Origin of the sequence: Streptomyces antarcticus (genome assembly GCF_026627255.1) — a bacterium.
GTDB classification, from domain to species: domain Bacteria; phylum Actinomycetota; class Actinomycetes; order Streptomycetales; family Streptomycetaceae; genus Streptomyces; species Streptomyces antarcticus.
The window spans coordinates 78,654-96,592 of the sequence record NZ_JAPNLM010000022.1; the positions used below are offsets into that span (position 1 = coordinate 78,654).

A 17,939-nucleotide genomic window follows, 5' to 3' on the forward strand; every position below is an offset into this window, starting at 1 on the left:
CACGCCCCTGGGGTGGCCCGGATCCGGTGGGTATCCGGGCCACGCGCGCGCCGGCGGCCGGGAACGGGCCCGCCGGAGGGTCAGCCCGACGATTCCTGCCCGAGGGGGAACAGGGACAGGGTGCCGGTCATCCGCAGCAGGCTGCGGAGCTGGTCGTTGGGGGACTCCAGGCGGATGGCGGAGCCCGCCTCCACCGCGGTGCGCCGGGCGCCGAGGAGGGTGTTGAGCGCCGAGGAGTCACAGAAGACCAGCCGGGAACAGTCGACCACGACCACCTTCGCCGGTGACGCGTGGGCCAGGGCCGCGGTGAGGGCGCGGCCCAGGGAGGGGGCCGAGTCGATGTCCATCTCTCCCGTGGGCCGGACCATCACGGCGTGGTCCAGGACATCCACGGCGATGTCCTCCCCACCGGCCTGCGGGGCGGGGCGTTCGGTCATGCGGGATCACTCCTTGGTCGACGGGCGTGCACCGCGGCAGCCCGCTGTCGCGGTCGTTGCTCCGGGGCGCGGCGGGGGCGCGGCGGGTGCCGCTGGTCGCGCCGGTACCGGCGCGACCAGGGCGGTGGGGTGGCGGTGCGGTCCGGCGGACTTGGATCGACGCGCTGACCCGGTGTCGATTACCTCATCGTGGAACACTCGGAAATCTACCTCAGCCATGGCAGACATTGCACGTCGGCCCGGTAATGGTTCTCGTGCGGCCGCAAGGTCCGGCCGGGTGCCGGCGCCGTCCCCCTCCCCGGCGGCCGGGCGGGGCGCCACGGGCCGGAGCGGCCGGCCCGATCGGCGCCGCGCAGCTCGTCCCCCCGCGGGCGCCCCGCCGGTTCCGAGCGCGGGGCGGCCGGGGCGCGTCCGGGTACGACGGGGGCGCGCGAGAAGGCCGGTGCGCCCTTCTCCCGGGTTGATCCCGGGACGGGCTTGCACGATCGGCCCCTTTCTCCGATTGGCTGGTGTCACGCCACTGGAAGGGGTTCCGCCGACATGGATCTCGCCGAGCTCGCCGCCCTCGCGCCGATAACCGCCACCCCACCCCGCGCGCCCGACGCACCCCTCGCCCCCGGAGGCGGGACGAACCGGAGTGGGGGAGTGCATGGGCGAGGGTGAGCCCGAACCGTCGGGAGCGGGAAACCGGGCGGTCTCCGTCACGTCGGCGGGCGTGCTGCCCGTGGACTTCACCGCCTTCCACTCCCAGCAGCACCGCGCCTACCTGCGCTACGCGCACCTGCAACTGGGCAACGCGCAGGACGCCGAGGAGATCGTCGACGACGTCTTCACCTTCCTGCTGGAGGTATGGCCGCACGCGCTCCGCGAGGCGAGCCTCCACGCCTTCGCCTGGGCCGCGCTGCGAGAGCACGTCGAACGGCGCCTGGCCGTTCCGGGCCGCCGGGTCGCGATGGTGGAGACGGCGTGGTTCGCCTCCCTGCGCCGGTCCTCCCGGGACCGGCTGGAGCTGCTGGAGTCGAAGCTCGGGCTGTACGCGGCCATCGCGGAGCTGCCCTCCGAGAAGCAGTACGACGTGGTGCTGCTGTCCTTCGTCCTGGGCAACGACTCCGACACGGTCGGCCGGATGATGGGCATCTCGCCCGCGACGGTCCGCTCGCACATCCGCGGCGCCCGCCGGACCCTGTCCCGCGAGCTCGGGGTGGACTGGATCCCCGGAGAGGACAAGGACCGGTGAGCGATCTGCCACGCGACCGCGACCTGCCGCTGTGCGCCCTGGACGCCGTCCTCGAGGACGCCGCGGTCCTGGTCGAGGAGTACGCCGGATACGACGAGTACGCGGCCCGGCGCCGCATCGCCCGCCGTGTCGTGGCCCACCGCGCGCGCCCGGCGGCCGGCACCGGTCCGGGGTGCGGACCGGGCACCGGTGTACCGGGAACGGCGCGGTCCGCCGTGGGCGGGCACCTGGTGCTGGACGCCGCCTGCCACGTACGGGCCGCCCGGGCCCTGGACGAGACGGCCCGGGCGCTGGTGGAGAGCAGGGACTACGCCGAACTCGCGCTGGGCGCCGACTCCTGGCCGCACAGCGCCGAATCGACGCTGCTGTTCGCCGGCCTCCTGCACCTGGCCGGAAAGAGCGAGGGGGCGCAGTTCTGGTTCCAGTACGCGGCCGGGGCCGGCTCCCGGACGGCGGCCCGCTGCCTGTACCTCCACCACCTCTCGCGCGCCGAGGTCGCCACGGCACGCCACTGGCACGACCAGTCCCGGCAGCTGCCCGAGGAGGTCGGCCTGCCCGAACTGCCACCCGTACCGCACGACCTCGAGGAAGCGCTCTCCGCCTCGGTCATCTGGGCCTCCCCGCCCATCACGACGCAGGACCTGACCGCCCTCACCGCCGGGCCGGGCCGGTCCCGGCGGACCGGCTACCGGCTGCCCCCGCGCCTGCTTCTGGCCGCCACGGCGCGCACCTGGACGGGGGACCCGGACCTGGGGGAGGTCTTCCTCCCCGCACTCCAGGTCGCCATCGCCATCGCCCATCAAGCACGGCTCCCGCGCGCCCGCCCGTCGGACGGGGCGGACGCCCGGGCATCGGAGCCGGTCGCACACCCCCGTTCACCGCACGCCGTCCGCCCGTCGTCCGGGAGCGCGCCCGTACCGGCCGCCCTGGAGTCCGTACACCAGGCCCTGCGCGTACTGGAAGCCGTCGACCGCCGCTCGGGGGGCGTCAGCCTGGCCCAGATCGCCCGTGAGACCCGGCTCCCCCAACTGGCCCTCGCCCGGGCGGCCGGGACGCTGGTCCGGGCGAACCTCGCCACCCCGGCCGGCCCCGGCGCCTACGTATCCGGCGGCCCCCCGCGGCCGGCCGGCGGACCGGACGACGGGCGCGGATCCGTACGGGAGACCCTGGCCTGGCTCCGGGACGCGGTCGGCGCCGCCGTGTACGTGGCCCGCTACACCGACGGCGAGGTGTCCATCACCCAGTACGCCGACGGCCCGGCCACCCCGGCGGTGGACGAATGGGTGGACTTCCGCGCGGCCGCGCACGCGTCGGCCGTCGGCAAGGCACTGCTGGCCCAGCTCGGCCACGACGGTCGTACGGACCACCTGTACCGCCACCGGCCGGCCCGTTTCACCCCCCACACCCTCGGCAGCCGGGAGGCCCTCTTCCACCAGCTCGACACCCGGCGGCCGGACGCGCCGCTGCTGGACCTGGAGGAGTACGCACTGGGCACGGTCTGCGCGGCGGTGCCGATCACGGCGGGCCCGAACGCCGAGTGCGTGGCGCTGTCCATCCCGGTCCCCGACCCGGGGCGTCTGGAGCAGGCCGCCCGCATCCTCCGGAGCGAGGCGGCGGCCGTGCTGCTCGCCCTGATCGTCGCCGGCGGCACCTCGCCCGCGCTGGCCACGGAGGCCGGGACGGGAGGGGCGGCCGCGGTGGGCGAGGCGGGTCAGGGACGCGGCCTCCTGTCCACCACCGGACAGGTGGCGGAGGGTCGGCACCGTTCGCGCGTGCCCTCGGGGCCGTGACCGCGGCCCCGCTGCGGCAGCGGCCCCGCTCCGGCAGCGGCCGACGGGGACGGGGCCGATGGTGAAGGGCCGGTGGTGACGAGGCCGGTGATTACGCCGATGCGCGCCGTGGGGATCCGCCGTGACAGTGGTCCGGCCAGCGAATACGGCGGTCCCCACCGGTGTTCGGCACGGCCCTCGGCTCGGGAGCCGGCGACCGCCCGCGACCGGAGCGGCTCCGCCACGACCGAGAGGACGACTCCGTCGTGCAGCAGCAGAACAGCGAGAACTCCCGCCGCGCCCGCCGGGCCCACCGCGCCCGCACCGCCGCCGAGGTGAGCGCGGGGGCCGCCCGGTCCTCGGGTCCCGCCACCCGCGGGAAGGCCGGGTTCCGGCCGCTCCTGGCCGGGCTGGCCGCGTTCCTGGCCGTCGGCGGGTTCACCACCGCGATGACTCCGGGTGCCGAGGCCGCGGTCAATCCGTACGAGCGGGGCCCCGCACCGACCGTGTCGAGCATCGAGGCCGCCCGCGGCTCGTACGCGGTGTCGCAGACCACCGTCTCCTCGCTGAGCGTCACGGGCTTCGGCGGAGGCACCGTCTACTACCCGACGTCCACCGCCGACGGCACCTTCGGGGCCGTCGTGATCTCACCCGGCTACACCGCGAGCCAGTCGTCGATCGCCTGGCTCGGACCGCGGCTCGCCTCCCAGGGCTTCGTCGTCCTCACCATCGACACCCTCACCACCCTCGACCAGCCCGACAGCAGGGGCCGCCAACTGCTGGCCGGACTCGACTACCTGACCGGGCGCAGCGCCGTCCGCGCTCGGATCGACAGCAGCCGCCTCGGCGTGATGGGCCACTCCATGGGCGGCGGCGGCACCCTGGAGGCCGCCAAGAGCCGGCCGTCGCTCCAGGCGGCGATTCCGCTCACCGGCTGGAACCTCGACAAGTCCTGGCCCGAGATCAAGACGCCGACCCTGGTCATCGGCGCCGACGGCGACTCGGTCGCACCGGTCGCCTCCCACTCGGAGCCGTTCTACGAGAGCCTGCCCGGCTCGCTCGACAAGGCGTACCTGGAGCTGAACGGCGCGACGCACTTCACGCCGAACACGTCGAACACCACCATCGCGAAGTACAGCGTCGCGTGGCTGAAGCGGTTCATCGACAACGACACCCGCTACGAACAGTTCCTCTGCCCGCTGCCGCGCCCGGGCCTGACCATCGAGGAGTACCGGGGCAACTGCCCGCACGTCTCCTGAACCGGCCGGTCGTCGGCGGGGCGGTGTGGACCCGCACAGACCTGGGGCGTTGCGCCGGGGAGCGTGCCCAGCCGGCGGATCCGGGCGTTCCGCCGCCGCGGACACGGGCCTAGCGTGACGGCCGTGACCGGGAAGACGACCGTGAACCTCCCGCTCCGGATATACGGCCGGAGCGCTGAACTGGACGCTGTGGCAGCGCTGTCCGACCGGCTCCGGGCCGGGCACGGGGGAGCGCTGCTGCTCGTCGCGGAGCCCGGACTGGGCCGCACCGCCCTGCTGGCCCGGGCCGCCCGGGACTTCGCGGCCGGACCCGGCCCGCACCCCGGATCCGCGGCTCCGGCCGAATGCCGCCCCCCGCTCGCCGGGGGGCCCGCGCTGCTCCGCGCGGTGGCCGGGCGGATCGACGCGGTCCCCCTCCACCGCCTCTGCGCACCGGTGGGAGCGAGGCCGGGCGGAGCGGGGCCGGGCGGGGGTTCGGGGCCGGGTGCGGGCCCCGTGGATCCGTCGGCGCTGCTGGGCGGCTTCGGCTTCGCCGGAGGGCCGCTGCTGCTCTGCGCCGACGACGTACACCGGTGGGACGCCGCGTCGCGTGCCGCCCTCGGCGTGGCCGCCCGGCGGGCCCCCGGCCATCCGCGGGCGGTCGGGTTCCTGCTGTCGGCCGCGGAACACCGCGCGGACGACCCCGGATTACGGGGGGTGCCCGTGGTCCGCCTCGGCCCGCTGGAGGACGGCCCGGCGACGGCCCTGCTCGACGCGCTGACCGGTGAGGACGCCGATCCGTCCGTACGGGACGAGCTGCTGTACGAGGCCGAGGGGAACCCGGCGCTCCTGACCGCGCTCGTCGCACGCCTGTCACCGGACCAACTGCGCGGTCACCGCCCGCTGCCCCGGCCGCTCGCGGACGCCGCCGTCCTGCTGGGCACCGTCGGCGACCGGCTCGCCGCGCTGCCGGCCGACACGCGCCTGCTGTTGCTGCTGGCCGCCGCCGCGCACGCGGCCGACCCCGACCCCGACGCCGTGGGCGCCGACGCCGCGCAGGTCCTCGGTGCCGCCCGGCGGGCCGGCCTGGACCCCGCCGCGCTGGATCCGGCCGAGACGGAGGGCGTCGCCCGCAGCGACGGCGGCCGCATCACCTTCGGCGGAACACTGCTGCGCCGCGCCGCGTACGACTCCGAGCCGTCGTCGCGGCGCCGGGCCGCCCACGCGCTGCTGGCCTCCTCCGTCGACGCCGAACGGCACCGCCTGCTCCACCTGCTCCACCGCGCCGCGGCGGCCGACGGCCCCGACGCCCGGCTCGCCGCCGAACTCGCGGCGGCGGCGGCCCCCGGCACCCCCACCTCCGGCACCGAACGCACCGCGGCCCTCGCCCGGGCCGCCGGACTCACCGCCCCCGGCAACGCCCGTACGACGCGCCTGACCGACGCGGCCGAGTACGCCCGGCAGGCGGGGCGCCCCCGCCGGGCGCGCGAGCTGCTGGCCGGCACCCGCGACGCGGCCGCCCACGACGCCGTGCGCGGCCGGGCGGAACTCGTCCGGGGCGCCCTCGCGCTTCGGGACGGGCCGGTCGGCGACGCGTACGAGGCACTGCTGATGGCCGCGGCGCGGCTGGACCCGTACGACCGCGAGCGGGCCCTGGCGGCGCGGACGGAGGCGATGGGGGCGGCCTGGGCGGCGGGCGACGTCGCGGCCTGCCTCGCCGCGCTCGCACCCGAGTCCGGGCCGGCGTTCCCCGCACGCGTACGCGTACCCGAGTCCGGGGCAGCGGGCGTACCCGAGTCCGGGTCCGTACGCGGATACCCGCTCCCCGTACGCGGACCCGCGTTCCCGCCCGACCCGTTGTCCGACTACCGGGCGGGACTGCGCACCGCCCTCCGCGGCGACCTGCCCGCCGCCCGTGAGCCGCTGCGCCGCGTACTGGAGCGGGCGCGCGACGACGACGATCCGGCGCGCCTGCTGCGGGCCGGGGTCGCGGCGCTCGTCCTCGGCGACGCCGGGGCCGCCTGCCACGCCAACGCCCGGGCCCTGGCCGTCGCCCGTTCGCGCGGGCTCGCGGCCCTGACCCCCCAGGTCCTCGAGCACCTGGCCTACGCAGAGCTGCGCGCCGGACAGCACGCCAGGGCCCGGGCCCACGCGCAGGAAGGCCTGCGCGCCGCCCACCGGGCGGGCCAGCGCAACGTCGCCGCGCACCAGCACGCGATCCTCGCCATGGTCGCCTCGGTCGAGGAGGACGCGGCAGCCGTCGCGGCACAGGCCGGCGCCGCTCTGGCGGTCGCCCGCCCGCACGGCCTCGTCCAGGCCGCCACCCTGGCCGAATGGGCGTCGGCACGCGCCGACCTGTGCCGCGGCCGGGCGGGCGAGGCCGCCGCCCGGCTGGGCCCGCTCACCCGGCCGGGGCCCCACCGCGGGCACTTCGCCGTCCGCATGCTCGCCCTGCCGTGCTTCGTCGAAGCGGCCGCGCTGTCGGGCGAGCCGGCCCACGCGCGCGCCGCCGTCGAGGAGTTCGCCGTCTGGGCGGCCCAGGGCTGCGACCCGCAGGCGCCGGCACAGCTGGCGCGGTGCCGCGCCCTGATCGCCGTACCGGAGGAGGCCGATGCCCTCTACGCCCTGGCCCTGGTCCGGCACGAGTGGGCGGGCGGCGACTTCGAACGGGCCCGCACCCAGCTGCTGTACGGGATGTGGCTGCGCCGCCGGCGCCGGCCGGGCGAGGCCAGGAGCCGGCTGCGGGACGCCCGCGTCGCCTTCGAGCGGTGCGGCGCCCCCGCCTGGGCCGAACAGGCCAGGGCCGAACTGCGGGCGGCGGGCGAGGCGCCCGCTCCGGTACCGGCGGGTGCCTCGCCCGTGGCCCGCCTGACGCCGCAACAGCTGCGGATCGCGCGCTGCGTCGCGGAGGGCGCCACCAACCGTGAGGTGGCGGCGCGCCTCTGCGTCAGCCCCCGCACCGTCGACCACCACCTGCGCAACGTCTTCGCCCTCCTGGGCGTGCGTTCGCGGACCGAGCTGGCCCGGCTGGTCGACCGCGCCGAGAAGGGATAGAGCTGCGGCCTGAGGGGTTCACCGTGCCGCGGAGCCGGCACCGCACCTCGCGCGTTGTCGGACCACACCGGTACGTCCAGTACGAGGTGTGGCCCTCCGCCTCGCGACGCACCGCACCACGCCGGACACCACGATCCGGTAAACCTTTCCGGTCACAGCACTGGGGACCGACCGGGCGGTATGCCATTCTTCGGGGGCCACGCAGTCCCGGCGCGGAGGGCGGGACGCCCCCGCGCCGGAGCGAGCCGACTCCGGTGGAGGACCGCGATGCCGCACGCCGCACGATCGGGGGTCCGGGCCCTGCCCGGACCGCCGCCCGCCACGCCGCCCGCCCGTTCCCTCGCCACCGCGGAGGCGCTGACCGTCCTGCACCGGGCCGCCCGGGCGCTGATGGACGACCTGCCGGACCTCACCGACCGGCTGGTCGCCGCCCTGAAGCGCCACGAACCGGCGTACCGGGCCGCCATCGAGACGGACGCCGCCGAGGTCTGGCAGGAGGCCCACCGGTCGCTGCGGCACAACGTCGGCTCCCTGATCCACCCCAGGGAGTCCCGCGACGCCGCCCGCCGCTGCTCCTGGCAGATCGGGGCCGTACGCGCCGAACAGGGCCTGCCCCTGGACGCGTTGCTGCACGCCTTCCGGCTCGGCGGGGGCATGGTCTGGCAGGGCCTGATCGACGAGACGGCCCGGCACGACCCCGATGACGTGCGCCTGCTCGTCCATGTCGCGGCCGACGTGTGGAACTTCGTGGACGAGCACTGCGGGCTCGTCGCCGACGGCTACCGGCAGATGGAACGGCAGCTGACCTGGCGCCGCGAGAACCGGCTGCGGCTGATGACGGCGGCGCTGCTCGACGGCACGACCCGTATCGCAGACCTGCCCGAAGTGGCCTCCGCGGTCGACCTTCCCGAGCAGGGCCGGTACGCCGTCGTCCTGGTCTCCGGCGGCCACCGGGCGGCGTACGCGGGAGCCCTGCCGCCCCAGGGGCCCGCGGGCACCCGCGTGGTGTGGCACAGCGCCGCGGACGCCGACCACGGCATCGTCCTGATCGGCGACAGCGGCCTCGACGAGCTGGCCCGTCACATGAGCGGCCCGCCCGGCGCCCGTATCGGTATCAGCTCGGCCGTCGAGGGACTGGCCGCGGTAGGGGACGCCCGCAGGCTCGCGGAAACCGCCCTGCGGGCGTGCCCGGAGAGCGGCGGCACCGTCCTGCTCGACGACCACCTGCCCGCCGCGCTCCTCGTCTCCGCGCCGGGGCTCGGCGCGGCGCTCGCCGAACGCGTACTCGGCCCACTGCTGCGGCTCGACCCGGGCGACCGGGACCTCCTGCTGGACACCCTGGCCGCCTGGCTGGACTGCGACGGATCGGCGCGGCGGGCCGGTACCCGCCTGTACTGCCACCGCAACACGGTCCTGAACCGGCTCCGGCGCTGCGAACAGCTCACGGGGCGGTTCCTGTCGCGACCCGCGGACGTCGTGGAGATCTCCCTCGCCCTGACGGCCCGCCGCCAGCTCCGCATCACCTGACGCCACGGACCGGGGCGGGCGCCCTTCCGCGTCCTTCGGCGTCTTCGGTGTCCTTCGGAGCCGGTTCAGCCGGCCGGCGCGAGCAGTCGGCCCATGGCCGCCAGTACGGACGGCTCGACGCGGTAGTACACCCAGGTGCCGCGCCGCTGGGAGGTGAGCAGGCCCGCGTCCTTGAGCTTCTTCAGGTGGTGGGAGACGGTCGGCTGGGAGACGCCGACGTCGGAGATGTCGCAGACGCACGCCTCGCCGTCCTCGTGCGAGGCGATGGCGGAGAACAGCCGCAGCCGCACCGGGTCGCCGAGGGCCTTGAACATCCTCGCCGTTCGCTCGGCCTCCCCGGCGGTCAGCGGACGCTCGCCGAGCGGGGGGCAGTACGACCCCTCGGGGCCGGACTCCGTCATCGGTTTCGGCTTCGGCGGGACCTCGGTACGCGACATCCCTTTATGTTGACATGTGTCGAACCAGTGAGGTGGGCGGTATCGAGCCAGTTTCGGTTCGGGAACGCTCCCGGTCGCGTCGCCGCAGCTCGCGCCCGGGCGTGAGCGAAATGCGCTTGACGCCCGCCGGGGTCCGGCGATCGGATGGCGTCCCATGATCACATCCGCGCGTCCCGGCCCGTACCCCGTCGACGAAGACCTCGTACGGCGGCTGGTCGCCGGGCGGTTCCCCCGGTGGGCGGGGCTGGCGGTGGAGCGGTTCCCGTCCGGCGGCACGGTCAACGCCATGTTCCGGCTGGGCGACGGCATGGCCGTACGGCTGCCCCTGACGCGGGGCGGCGCCGGGGACGTCGCGCGCGAGCGGGAGTGGCTGCCCCGGCTCGCCCCCCGGCTGCCCGTGGCCGTACCGGAGGTGCTCGGGGCGGGGGAGCCCGCCGAGGGCTACCCGTGGCCGTGGTCGGTGTACCGGTGGCTGGCGGGGGAGAACCCCGAGGCGGGGGCGCTGGAAGACCCCGTACCACTGGCCCGGGACCTGGCCGCGTTCGTGGCGGCGATGCGGGGCGTCAGCCTGCCGGGGGCGCCACCGGCCCACCGCGGAGGGCCGGTGGCCTCGCTCGGCGCGGAGACCCGGGCGGCCATCGGCGCCCTGCGCGGCATCCCGGAGGAGGGCGTCGACTGCGACGCCGTGACCGCCGTGTGGGAGGACGCGCTGCGTGCCCCGGGCCGGGACGGGCCGCCGGTGTGGCTGCACGCCGATCTGATGCCGGGCAACCTGCTGGTGGACGGGGGCAGGCTGACCGCGGTGATCGACTTCGGATGCGCGGGCGCCGGTGATCCGTCCTGCGACCTGTTCCCGGCGTGGAACCTGCTGCCGGCCGGTGCGCGGGAGGTGTTCCGCGAGGCACTGGGCGTGGACGACGGAGCGTGGCGGCGCGGCCGCGCGCGGACGCTGTCACAGGCGCTGATCGCGCTGCCGCACTACCGGAACACGAACCCGGCCATGGCGCGCAACGCGCGGCACGTGATCCGGGCGGTCCTCGACGACACTCACTAGTCCTCGACGACACCCCTAGCGGGGTTCGTGGGGGGCCGCCAGACAGGCGCCGGTCGCGGCGCCGCCCGGCACACCGGCCGCGGCGAGCCCGCTCTTGCAGCCCTGGAGGTCGCTGACGACACCCTGGTAGCACGCCGTTCGCACCGCGTCGGTGACCGTGACGCCCGCCTGCTCGACCATGTGCGTGCAGGCCGGGATGTCGGCCCGGGCGGTGGGGGCGGCGAGGGCGGCGCCGCCCAGCGTGAGGGTCAGGGTCAGGCCGGTGAGGACACCGGCCGCGCGAGTCCACGTGCGCATCGGGACGCACCTGCTCTCCGGATCGGAGGCGGGCCCGGAACACGGTCGCTCCGAGACCCGCGTCGGGAACGGCGCCGGATGCCCCGGGGCCGCTCGGAGCGCCTAGTTGACGGACACCCGGCAGGCGGTCGCCGCGGTTCCGTCCGTCACACCGTTCTTGGCCAGGCCGGACACGCACTGCGCGTGGTCACCGGTCAGTCCGACGTAACACGCCATCCGGACGGAGTCCGGGGCCTCGCCGCCCTGTAGTTCCCGCTCGACCTGGTTGATGCAGGCCGTGACGTCCGCGTGGGCGGCGGGGGCCGTGAGGGCCGCGCCGCCGAGGGCGAGGGTCAGGCCGGTGAGGACACCTGCGATACGGGTCGACGTGCGCATGGGACGCACCTGCTCTCCGGGATCGTCGCGCGGCCCGGGACCTGGTCGTGCCGGATCCGCGGGGAACGGCGCCGAGCGCGTGGCGGCCGTCGTGCGGCCGCCGGGCCCGGGTCCCCGTACCGGACCTGCTCGACAGGTTCCCCTCCTTCCTCCGACGCTAGAACAGCCCCGTGCCGGACGCACCCGCTGGGGCGCACCCGCGGGGGGCCGTACCCGCTGGGGCCCGACCCCGGCCGGTAGCCGGTCCCGTACCGCCGGTAGTGGAGCCCGCACCGGGTGGCCCGTTTCAATGACCAAAGCAGGGTCGGGTTAGCATATGAGCGCCGCCTAGCTCGAAAGATAAAACCTGTGACTGTCAATGACGACTCGTTCACCAACTGGAAGAACCGCGAGGAGATCGCGGAGTCGATGATCCCTGTCATCGGGAAGCTGCACCGGGAGAGGGACGTCACGGTCCTGCTTCACAGCCGCTCCCTGGTGAACAAGTCGGTCGTCAGCATTCTCAAGACCCACCGGTTCGCCCGGCAGATCGCCGGTGAGGAGCTCTCGGTCACCGAGACGCTGCCGTTCCTGCAGGCTCTCGCCACGCTCGACCTCGGTCCCTCGCAGATCGACATCGGCATGCTGGCCGCGATGTACCGCACCGACGACCGCGACCTCTCGGTGGCGGAGTTCACCGCCGAGGCCGTCGTCGGCGCCACGGGCGCCAACAAGATCGAACGCCGCGAGTCGCGCGACGTCGTCCTCTACGGCTTCGGCCGCATCGGCCGCCTCGTCGCCCGCCTGCTCATCGAGAAGGCCGGCTCCGGCAACGGCCTGCGCCTGCGCGCCATCGTCGTCCGCCAGGGCGGCGACCAGGACATCGTCAAGCGCGCCTCGCTGCTGCGCCGCGACTCCATCCACGGGCAGTTCCAGGGCACGATCACCGTCGACGAGGCGAACAGCACGATCATCGCCAACGGCAACGAGATCAAGGTGATCTACGCCAACGACCCGTCCGAGGTCGACTACACGGCGCACGGTGTCAAGAACGCCATCCTCATCGACAACACGGGCAAGTGGCGCGACCGCGAGGGCCTCTCGAAGCACCTGCGCCCCGGCATCGACAAGGTCGTCCTGACCGCTCCGGGCAAGGGCGACGTGCCCAACATCGTCCACGGCGTCAACCACGACACGATCAAGCCGGACGAGCAGATCCTGTCCTGCGCCTCCTGCACCACCAACGCGATCGTCCCGCCGCTGAAGGCGATGGCGGACGAGTACGGCGTCCTGCGCGGCCACGTGGAGACCGTCCACTCGTTCACCAACGACCAGAACCTGCTGGACAATTACCACAGCTCCGACCGGCGCGGCCGCTCGGCGCCGCTCAACATGGTGATCACCGAGACCGGTGCCGCCTCCGCCGTAGCCAAGGCGCTCCCCGACCTCAAGGCGAGGATCACCGGCAGCTCGATCCGCGTTCCGGTCCCGAACGTCTCGATCGCGATCCTCAACCTGCGGCTCGCCCGCGAGGCCACGCGCGAGGAAGTCCTCGACTACCTGCGCAACGTCTCCCTGGCCTCGCCGCTCAAGCGCCAGATCGACTTCATCAGCGCCCCCGACGCGGTCTCCAGCGACTTCATCGGCTCGCGCCACTCGTCGATCATCGACGCGGGCGCCCTCAAGGTCGAGGGTGACGACGCGATCCTCTACCTCTGGTACGACAACGAGTTCGGCTACTCCTGCCAGGTCATCCGCGTGGTCCAGCACGTGTCCGGGGTGGAGTACCCGACCTACCCGGTCCCGGCGGTCTGACCGCGGAACTCCCCGGCCCGGCGGCGTTCGTCCCGGCAGGGGGACGACGGCCGTGAGGCTGTGGTGAGGCGGTAGTGGGGCGGTGACCGGTGCCCGAGGGGCACCGGTCACCGCCCTTTCGCGTGGTGCCGCCTTCCGCGTCGTGATCCCTTCCGCCGACGTCAGACGGGCGGCAGGACCCGGGCAGCGGGGGCGGCGACCACGTTGATGCTGAACGTGTGGGACCCCGGGCCGACCGCGATGCCCATGAAGACGCCGCTGCGGAGGCTTCAGGCGCGGAGCTGTTCGACCGCGCTGGTGCCGCTGCCTTCCTGGGACTCCCACGTCCACGTCTCCTCCAGGCGCAGTCGGCCGTCGGGGAGTTCCGTCACGAAGGAGACGCAGTGCCCGGACGCGGTCGTGCCGTCCGCGCGGAGCTGCACGTAGCGGAAGTCGAGGGTGTCCGCGGTCCGGGTGCCGACCAGGTAGCCCGTGACCACGTCCCCGCCGGAGTACTCGGCCCGGACGCGGCCGTCCCGCTCGTGGTACTCGAACCGGGTCCGCCGGCCGACCTGGCCGGGCGCCTGGTCGGCCACGGGGGCGAAGACGAGGCCGTCGAGCGAGCTGGCCATGGGCGACTCCTGGAGGAAAGCCCGCCGGGACGGGAACACCCGCCCGGCGACGCGTACGGTCCGGGCCACTCTAGGCCGTCTCTCTCGGATCGTGCCGGGCGTCGCGGGCCCGGCACGATCCGAGAGAGACGGCCAAGGATCGGCAGAGCGCCGCCGCGTCGGCGGGCGCCCCGGCCACCGCCGGTCTCAGAGGGACAGGGAACCGAGCCAGTCCGTCAGGATCCGGTTGGTCTCGGCGGGGCGCTCCTGCTGGATCCAGTGGCCGCACCCTTCGAGGACGTGGGAGGCGCGCAGGTCCGGGAGGGTCGTGCCGAACGCCTCGACGGCGTGGGCCAGCCACGTGACGGCGAGGTCCGAGCCGCCGGCGACGAACAGCGACGGCTGGGTGACCGGGGCGCCGTCGAAGCGGGCGAGGTCCTCCCAGTCCCGGTCCATGTTCCGGTAGCGGGACAGGGCCCCGCTCAGGCCCGTCCGCTCGAACTCCCCGGCGTAGACGTCGAGATCGCCCTCACCGAGCCAGGCGGGCCGAGGCCCGGCGGGGAACCGGTCGCGCAGTGTCCCGCCGCGGCCGACGAAGTACGGGCTCGGCGCGCCCGGCGCGGGCATGGTGTCCGCGGACAGGGCGGCGTAGAAGCCGGCGAGCCAGCCGCGGACGTCGGGCTCGATCTCGGACTCGGCGCGGCCGGGCTCCTGGAAGTAGGAGACGTAGAACTCCTCCTCCCCGCCCATCGCCTCGAAGACCTCGCTCGGCCGCGGTCCGCCGCGCGGGACGTAGGGCACGGAGAGCAGGCCCACCGCGTGGAAGACGTCCGGGCGGACCAGGGCGGAGTTCGAGGCGATGGCCGAACCCCAGTCATGGCCGACGATCGCAGCGCCGCGCTCGCCCAGCGCCTCCACCACCGCGACGGCGTCCTCGACCAGTTCGAGCATCCGGTACGCGTCGGTGCCGCCCGGCCGGGAGGAACGGCCGTAGCCGCGCACGTCCACGGCTACCGCGCGGTAGCCCGCCTCGGCCAGCGCCGGCAACTGGTGGCGCCAGGAGTACCAGGACTCCGGGAAGCCGTGCACGAGCAGCACCAGCGGCCCGCTGCCCTGCTCCACGAGGTGGATCCGGCCCGCGGGCGCGGTGACCAGGCGGTGGACGGCGGCCGTGGACTGCTGCGACATGATTCCTCCGGGAGTTCGGGGTCCGCCTCGCCGGCGAGGCTGATGTCGATCATCCGCGGAACGGCGGAACACGTCGCGTCCGTTTGCCGCTTCGGCAAAAGGGGCTGCGGGCTGCCCTGCGCCGCCGCCGCGCCGCCCCCGGGCGCGCCGCCGCCCTTCCGTGCCGTTGCGCCGCCGTGCCGTTGCGCCGCCGTGCGGTCAGGCGCTCGTGTGGATGTCGCCGGTGGTGGTGGACGTGATGATGCCGCGGCGGCCCAGATCGCCCGGGGGGATGCCCGGATGGTGGCCGGGACGGGGGGTGCCGGGGACGGTCGCCCCGAGGGCCAGGCGCGAGACGATCCGGTAGCGGTCGCCGCGGTAGACCGAGTGCACGTACTCCACGGGCCTTCCGGTGGAGTCGCTGGTGAGCCGCTCGATCAGGAGGGCGGGGGAGAGCACCGGCACGTCCAGCAGATCCGCCTCCGCCTCGTTGACCACGGTCGGCTCGATCGACTGCTGCGCCTCGTGCACGTAGACGCCGTGGTGGTCGCGCAGGTGCTCGTAGAGGTCGCCCGCCTCCAGCTCGGCCGGTGTCAGCGCCGGTATCAGGTCGGCCGGGATGTGCAGGTGCTCGATCGCCATCGGCGCACCGTCCACGAGGCGGAGCCGGGCGATGTAGAGCAGCTCGGCCCCCGGGGAGATCCGCAGCCGGCGCCCGATCCGGGCACCCGCCTGGATGGTCGAGTGCTCGAGGACCCTGCTGGACCAGTGGCCCGAGGCCTGCCGTACGGCGAACGGCGTCTCGCCGGAGGAGAGTTCCTGCGTGATCTTGGCCGGTGCCACGAACATGCCGCGCCCGTGCTCCCGTACGAGGGCGCCGGTGGCGACGAGCTCGTCCACGGCCGCGCGCAGGGTCGGGCGGGAAACCTCCAGGGTCGCGCACAGGGTGCGCTCGGACGGGATCGCGTCCCCGGGGCGCCGGATGTCGATCAGGCCCAGCAGGTGTTCTCGCACCCGCTCCCGCTTGAGCACCGCACCCGACCCCGGTGCGGGTGCCGTTCCCGACGCCAAGACCGTTCCCGACGACGGGCCCGTTCCCGACGAGGGTCCCCGGCCCGGTTCCGGTCCGGATCCTGTCGTCCCGGGTCCTGGGACCCCTCCGGGGGAGTTCTCTCGCACGGTTCACCCCTCGCTATCTGGTCATCTGTCCAACTGGTCATATGCATCTAACCATTCGGGTCCTCCACCTCGCGAGGTTTGGGTCAAAGATCCTGTCGGCAAGGAGGGTTGACGTGATGACTGGGGCATGCCACCTTCTAGCCACCCAGCTGACCACCTTGCCAATTGGTCAACTCGCCGCCCCCTGCGCCCCGTTCCGCCGGGCGCCCGACCAGGTGAGGAGCCCCGCGCCGCATGTCCCGCCACACCGCCATCGCGCTCGTCCCCCGCCCCGACTCCGTCACCGCCCTGCCCGGCCGCTTCACCCTCGACGACCTCACCGGCGTGCGGGCCGGTCCGGGCGCCGAGGCCGCCGCCGACCTGCTGCGCGAGGCGCTCGGCCCCGCCACCGGGCTCCCCCTGCCGCCGCGGTCCGACGGCCGCGTCGTCTTCCTGCTCGACCCCGCGCTCGGCGGCCTCGGCGCGGAGGGCTACGGGCTCACCGTCTCCACCGAGGCCGTCGTCCTGCGCGCGGCCCGCCCCGAAGGCCTGCTCCGCGGCGTGCAGACCCTGCGCCAGCTGCTGCCCGCCGAGGCCCTCGCCGCGAGCGCGCGCCGCGGCCCGGCATGGACCCTGCCCTGCCTGCGGATCACCGACCGGCCGCGGTTCGCGTGGCGCGGAGCCATGCTCGACGTCGCGCGCCACTTCCAGCCCGCCGCGTACGTACGCCGCTTCGTGGACCTGCTCGCCCTGCACAAGCTGAACGTGCTGCACCTCCACCTCACCGACGACCAGGGCTGGCGGATGCCGGTGTCCGCCTACCCCCGCCTCACCGAGGTCGGCGGCCGGCGTACCGAGAGCGAGGGGGACGGCCTCCCCCACGAGGGGGCGTACTCCCGCGCGGAGCTCGCGGACCTCGTCGCGTACGCCGCCCGGCGCGGAGTCGCGGTGGTCCCCGAGATCGAGATGCCCGGCCACGCCCGGGCCGCCCTCGCCGCCTACCCGCACCTCGGCAACCGCCCCGGCTCCCGCCTGGACACCTGGACGCGGTGGGGCGTCTGCGAGAACGTCCTCGGTGTCCACGACGAGGTGCTCGCCTTCTGCCGCACCGTGCTGGACGAGGTGACCGACGTCTTCCCCGCCCCGTACGTGCACCTCGGCGGCGACGAGTGCCCCCGCGCCGAATGGGAGGCGTCAGCGACGGCCAGGGCCCGGGCCGCCGCGGAGGGGCTGGCCGGACCCGCCGTCCTGCACGGCTGGTTCATGCGGACCGTGTCCGCCCACCTCACGTCGCTCGGCCGCCGCCCGCTCGGATGGACCGAGACCGGCGCCGAACTCCCCGCCGCCTTCACCGTGCTGCCCTGGCGCGACGCCGAGCACGGCCGCAGGGCCGCCCTGCGCGGCCACGACGTGATCATGGCTCCGTTCCGCTCCACCTACCTGGACTACCCGCAGTCCGCCGACCCCGGCGAGCCCCGCGGCCAGGACGGCGTCCTCGACCTGCGCGGCGTCTACGACAACGACCCCGCGCCCGCCCACTGGGAACCGGAGGCGGTCGGGCGCGTCCTCGGCACGCAGGCGCAGCTGTGGACGGAGTACGCGCGCACCCCCGCGCAGCTCGAGTACCTGGCCTTCCCCCGCCTCTGCGCCCTCGCCGAGACCGCCTGGTCGGCGCACCGCGACTGGCCGGGCTTCCTGTACCGGCTCGACCGGCACCGTACCCGGCTCGCCGCCCTCGGCGTGCGCGGCCGATCCCCGCACTCCGCTCCCGCCCCGTGATCCCCCCACCCCGAGAGGAACGCACC

At 75.0% G+C, this 17,939-nt stretch carries 14 protein-coding genes and 1 pseudogene; 8 read left to right on the forward strand and 7 right to left on the reverse strand.

Features of this window, described 5'->3' with window-relative positions; genetic code table 11:
* Positions 1 to 80: 80 nt before the first annotated feature.
* Positions 81 to 437, reverse strand: a complete 357-nt coding sequence (locus tag OTB16_RS28320; RefSeq protein ID WP_267723637.1) for an STAS domain-containing protein — start codon at positions 435 to 437, stop codon at positions 81 to 83.
* Positions 438 to 1,086: 649 nt separating this feature from the next.
* Between OTB16_RS28320 and OTB16_RS28325 the strand changes: the two genes are divergently transcribed.
* The 5 genes and pseudogenes from OTB16_RS28325 to OTB16_RS28345 all read left to right on the forward strand — a co-directional run bounded on the left by OTB16_RS28325 (position 1,087) and on the right by OTB16_RS28345 (position 9,262).
* Positions 1,087 to 1,674 carry an RNA polymerase sigma factor gene (locus OTB16_RS28325; protein WP_267723638.1) on the forward strand — a complete coding sequence of 196 codons (588 nt, stop codon included), beginning with the start codon at positions 1,087 to 1,089 and terminating at the stop codon, positions 1,672 to 1,674.
* Between the two features lie 926 nt (positions 1,675 to 2,600).
* Positions 2,601 to 3,308, forward strand: a pseudogene (locus tag OTB16_RS28330) (IclR family transcriptional regulator); the annotation flags it as partial.
* A gap of 470 nt (positions 3,309 to 3,778) precedes the next feature.
* The gene (gene bdeA, locus OTB16_RS28335; protein ID WP_438700372.1) at positions 3,779 to 4,702 is read left to right on the forward strand and encodes a bis(hydroxyethyl) terephthalate hydrolase; all 924 of its coding nucleotides are present in this window, start codon (positions 3,779 to 3,781) and stop codon (positions 4,700 to 4,702) included.
* A gap of 123 nt (positions 4,703 to 4,825) precedes the next feature.
* Entirely contained in the window at positions 4,826 to 7,735 is a 2,910-nt protein-coding gene (locus tag OTB16_RS28340) for a helix-turn-helix transcriptional regulator (protein ID WP_267723639.1), read from the forward strand.
* 267 nt (positions 7,736 to 8,002) lie between these two features.
* Positions 8,003 to 9,262: a PucR family transcriptional regulator gene (locus OTB16_RS28345; RefSeq protein ID WP_267723640.1), complete on the forward strand. Its 1,260-nt coding sequence runs from the start codon at positions 8,003 to 8,005 to the stop codon at positions 9,260 to 9,262.
* A 65-nt stretch (positions 9,263 to 9,327) separates the two neighbouring features.
* On the opposite strand, the gene OTB16_RS28350 is transcribed toward OTB16_RS28345, so the two are convergent.
* Positions 9,328 to 9,663 carry an ArsR/SmtB family transcription factor gene (locus OTB16_RS28350; protein ID WP_267723698.1) on the reverse strand — a complete coding sequence of 112 codons (336 nt, stop codon included), beginning with the start codon at positions 9,661 to 9,663 and terminating at the stop codon, positions 9,328 to 9,330.
* A 190-nt stretch (positions 9,664 to 9,853) separates the two neighbouring features.
* Here OTB16_RS28350 and OTB16_RS28355 point away from each other — a divergent pair, with 190 nt between their 5' ends.
* A complete protein-coding gene (locus tag OTB16_RS28355; RefSeq protein WP_267723641.1) occupies positions 9,854 to 10,753 on the forward strand; it encodes an aminoglycoside phosphotransferase family protein in 900 nt (299 codons plus the stop codon).
* Between the two features lie 15 nt (positions 10,754 to 10,768).
* Here the strand turns inward: OTB16_RS28355 and OTB16_RS28360 are convergent, their stop codons facing one another.
* Positions 10,769 to 11,050 carry a hypothetical protein gene (locus OTB16_RS28360; RefSeq protein ID WP_267723642.1) on the reverse strand — a complete coding sequence of 94 codons (282 nt, stop codon included), beginning with the start codon at positions 11,048 to 11,050 and terminating at the stop codon, positions 10,769 to 10,771.
* Positions 11,051 to 11,152: 102 nt separating this feature from the next.
* Positions 11,153 to 11,425 carry a hypothetical protein gene (locus OTB16_RS28365; RefSeq protein ID WP_267723643.1) on the reverse strand — a complete coding sequence of 91 codons (273 nt, stop codon included), beginning with the start codon at positions 11,423 to 11,425 and terminating at the stop codon, positions 11,153 to 11,155.
* Between the two features lie 348 nt (positions 11,426 to 11,773).
* On the opposite strand from OTB16_RS28365, the gene OTB16_RS28370 reads away from it, so the two are divergent.
* Positions 11,774 to 13,219: a glyceraldehyde-3-phosphate dehydrogenase gene (locus OTB16_RS28370; protein WP_267723644.1), complete on the forward strand. Its 1,446-nt coding sequence runs from the start codon at positions 11,774 to 11,776 to the stop codon at positions 13,217 to 13,219.
* A 269-nt stretch (positions 13,220 to 13,488) separates the two neighbouring features.
* Here OTB16_RS28370 and OTB16_RS28375 read toward each other — a convergent pair whose 3' ends face one another.
* The 3 genes from OTB16_RS28375 to OTB16_RS28385 form a co-directional block, all read right to left on the reverse strand.
* Entirely contained in the window at positions 13,489 to 13,830 is a 342-nt protein-coding gene (locus OTB16_RS28375; RefSeq protein ID WP_267723645.1) for an avidin-fold protein, read from the reverse strand.
* 186 nt (positions 13,831 to 14,016) lie between these two features.
* A complete protein-coding gene (locus tag OTB16_RS28380) occupies positions 14,017 to 14,997 on the reverse strand; it encodes an alpha/beta fold hydrolase (protein WP_267723646.1) in 981 nt (326 codons plus the stop codon).
* A 198-nt stretch (positions 14,998 to 15,195) separates the two neighbouring features.
* Entirely contained in the window at positions 15,196 to 16,047 is an 852-nt protein-coding gene (locus OTB16_RS28385) for a GntR family transcriptional regulator (protein ID WP_420717814.1), read from the reverse strand.
* 342 nt (positions 16,048 to 16,389) lie between these two features.
* Between OTB16_RS28385 and OTB16_RS28390 the strand changes: the two genes are divergently transcribed.
* A complete protein-coding gene (locus tag OTB16_RS28390; protein WP_267723647.1) occupies positions 16,390 to 17,913 on the forward strand; it encodes a beta-N-acetylhexosaminidase in 1,524 nt (507 codons plus the stop codon).
* Positions 17,914 to 17,939: the final 26 nt, after the last annotated feature.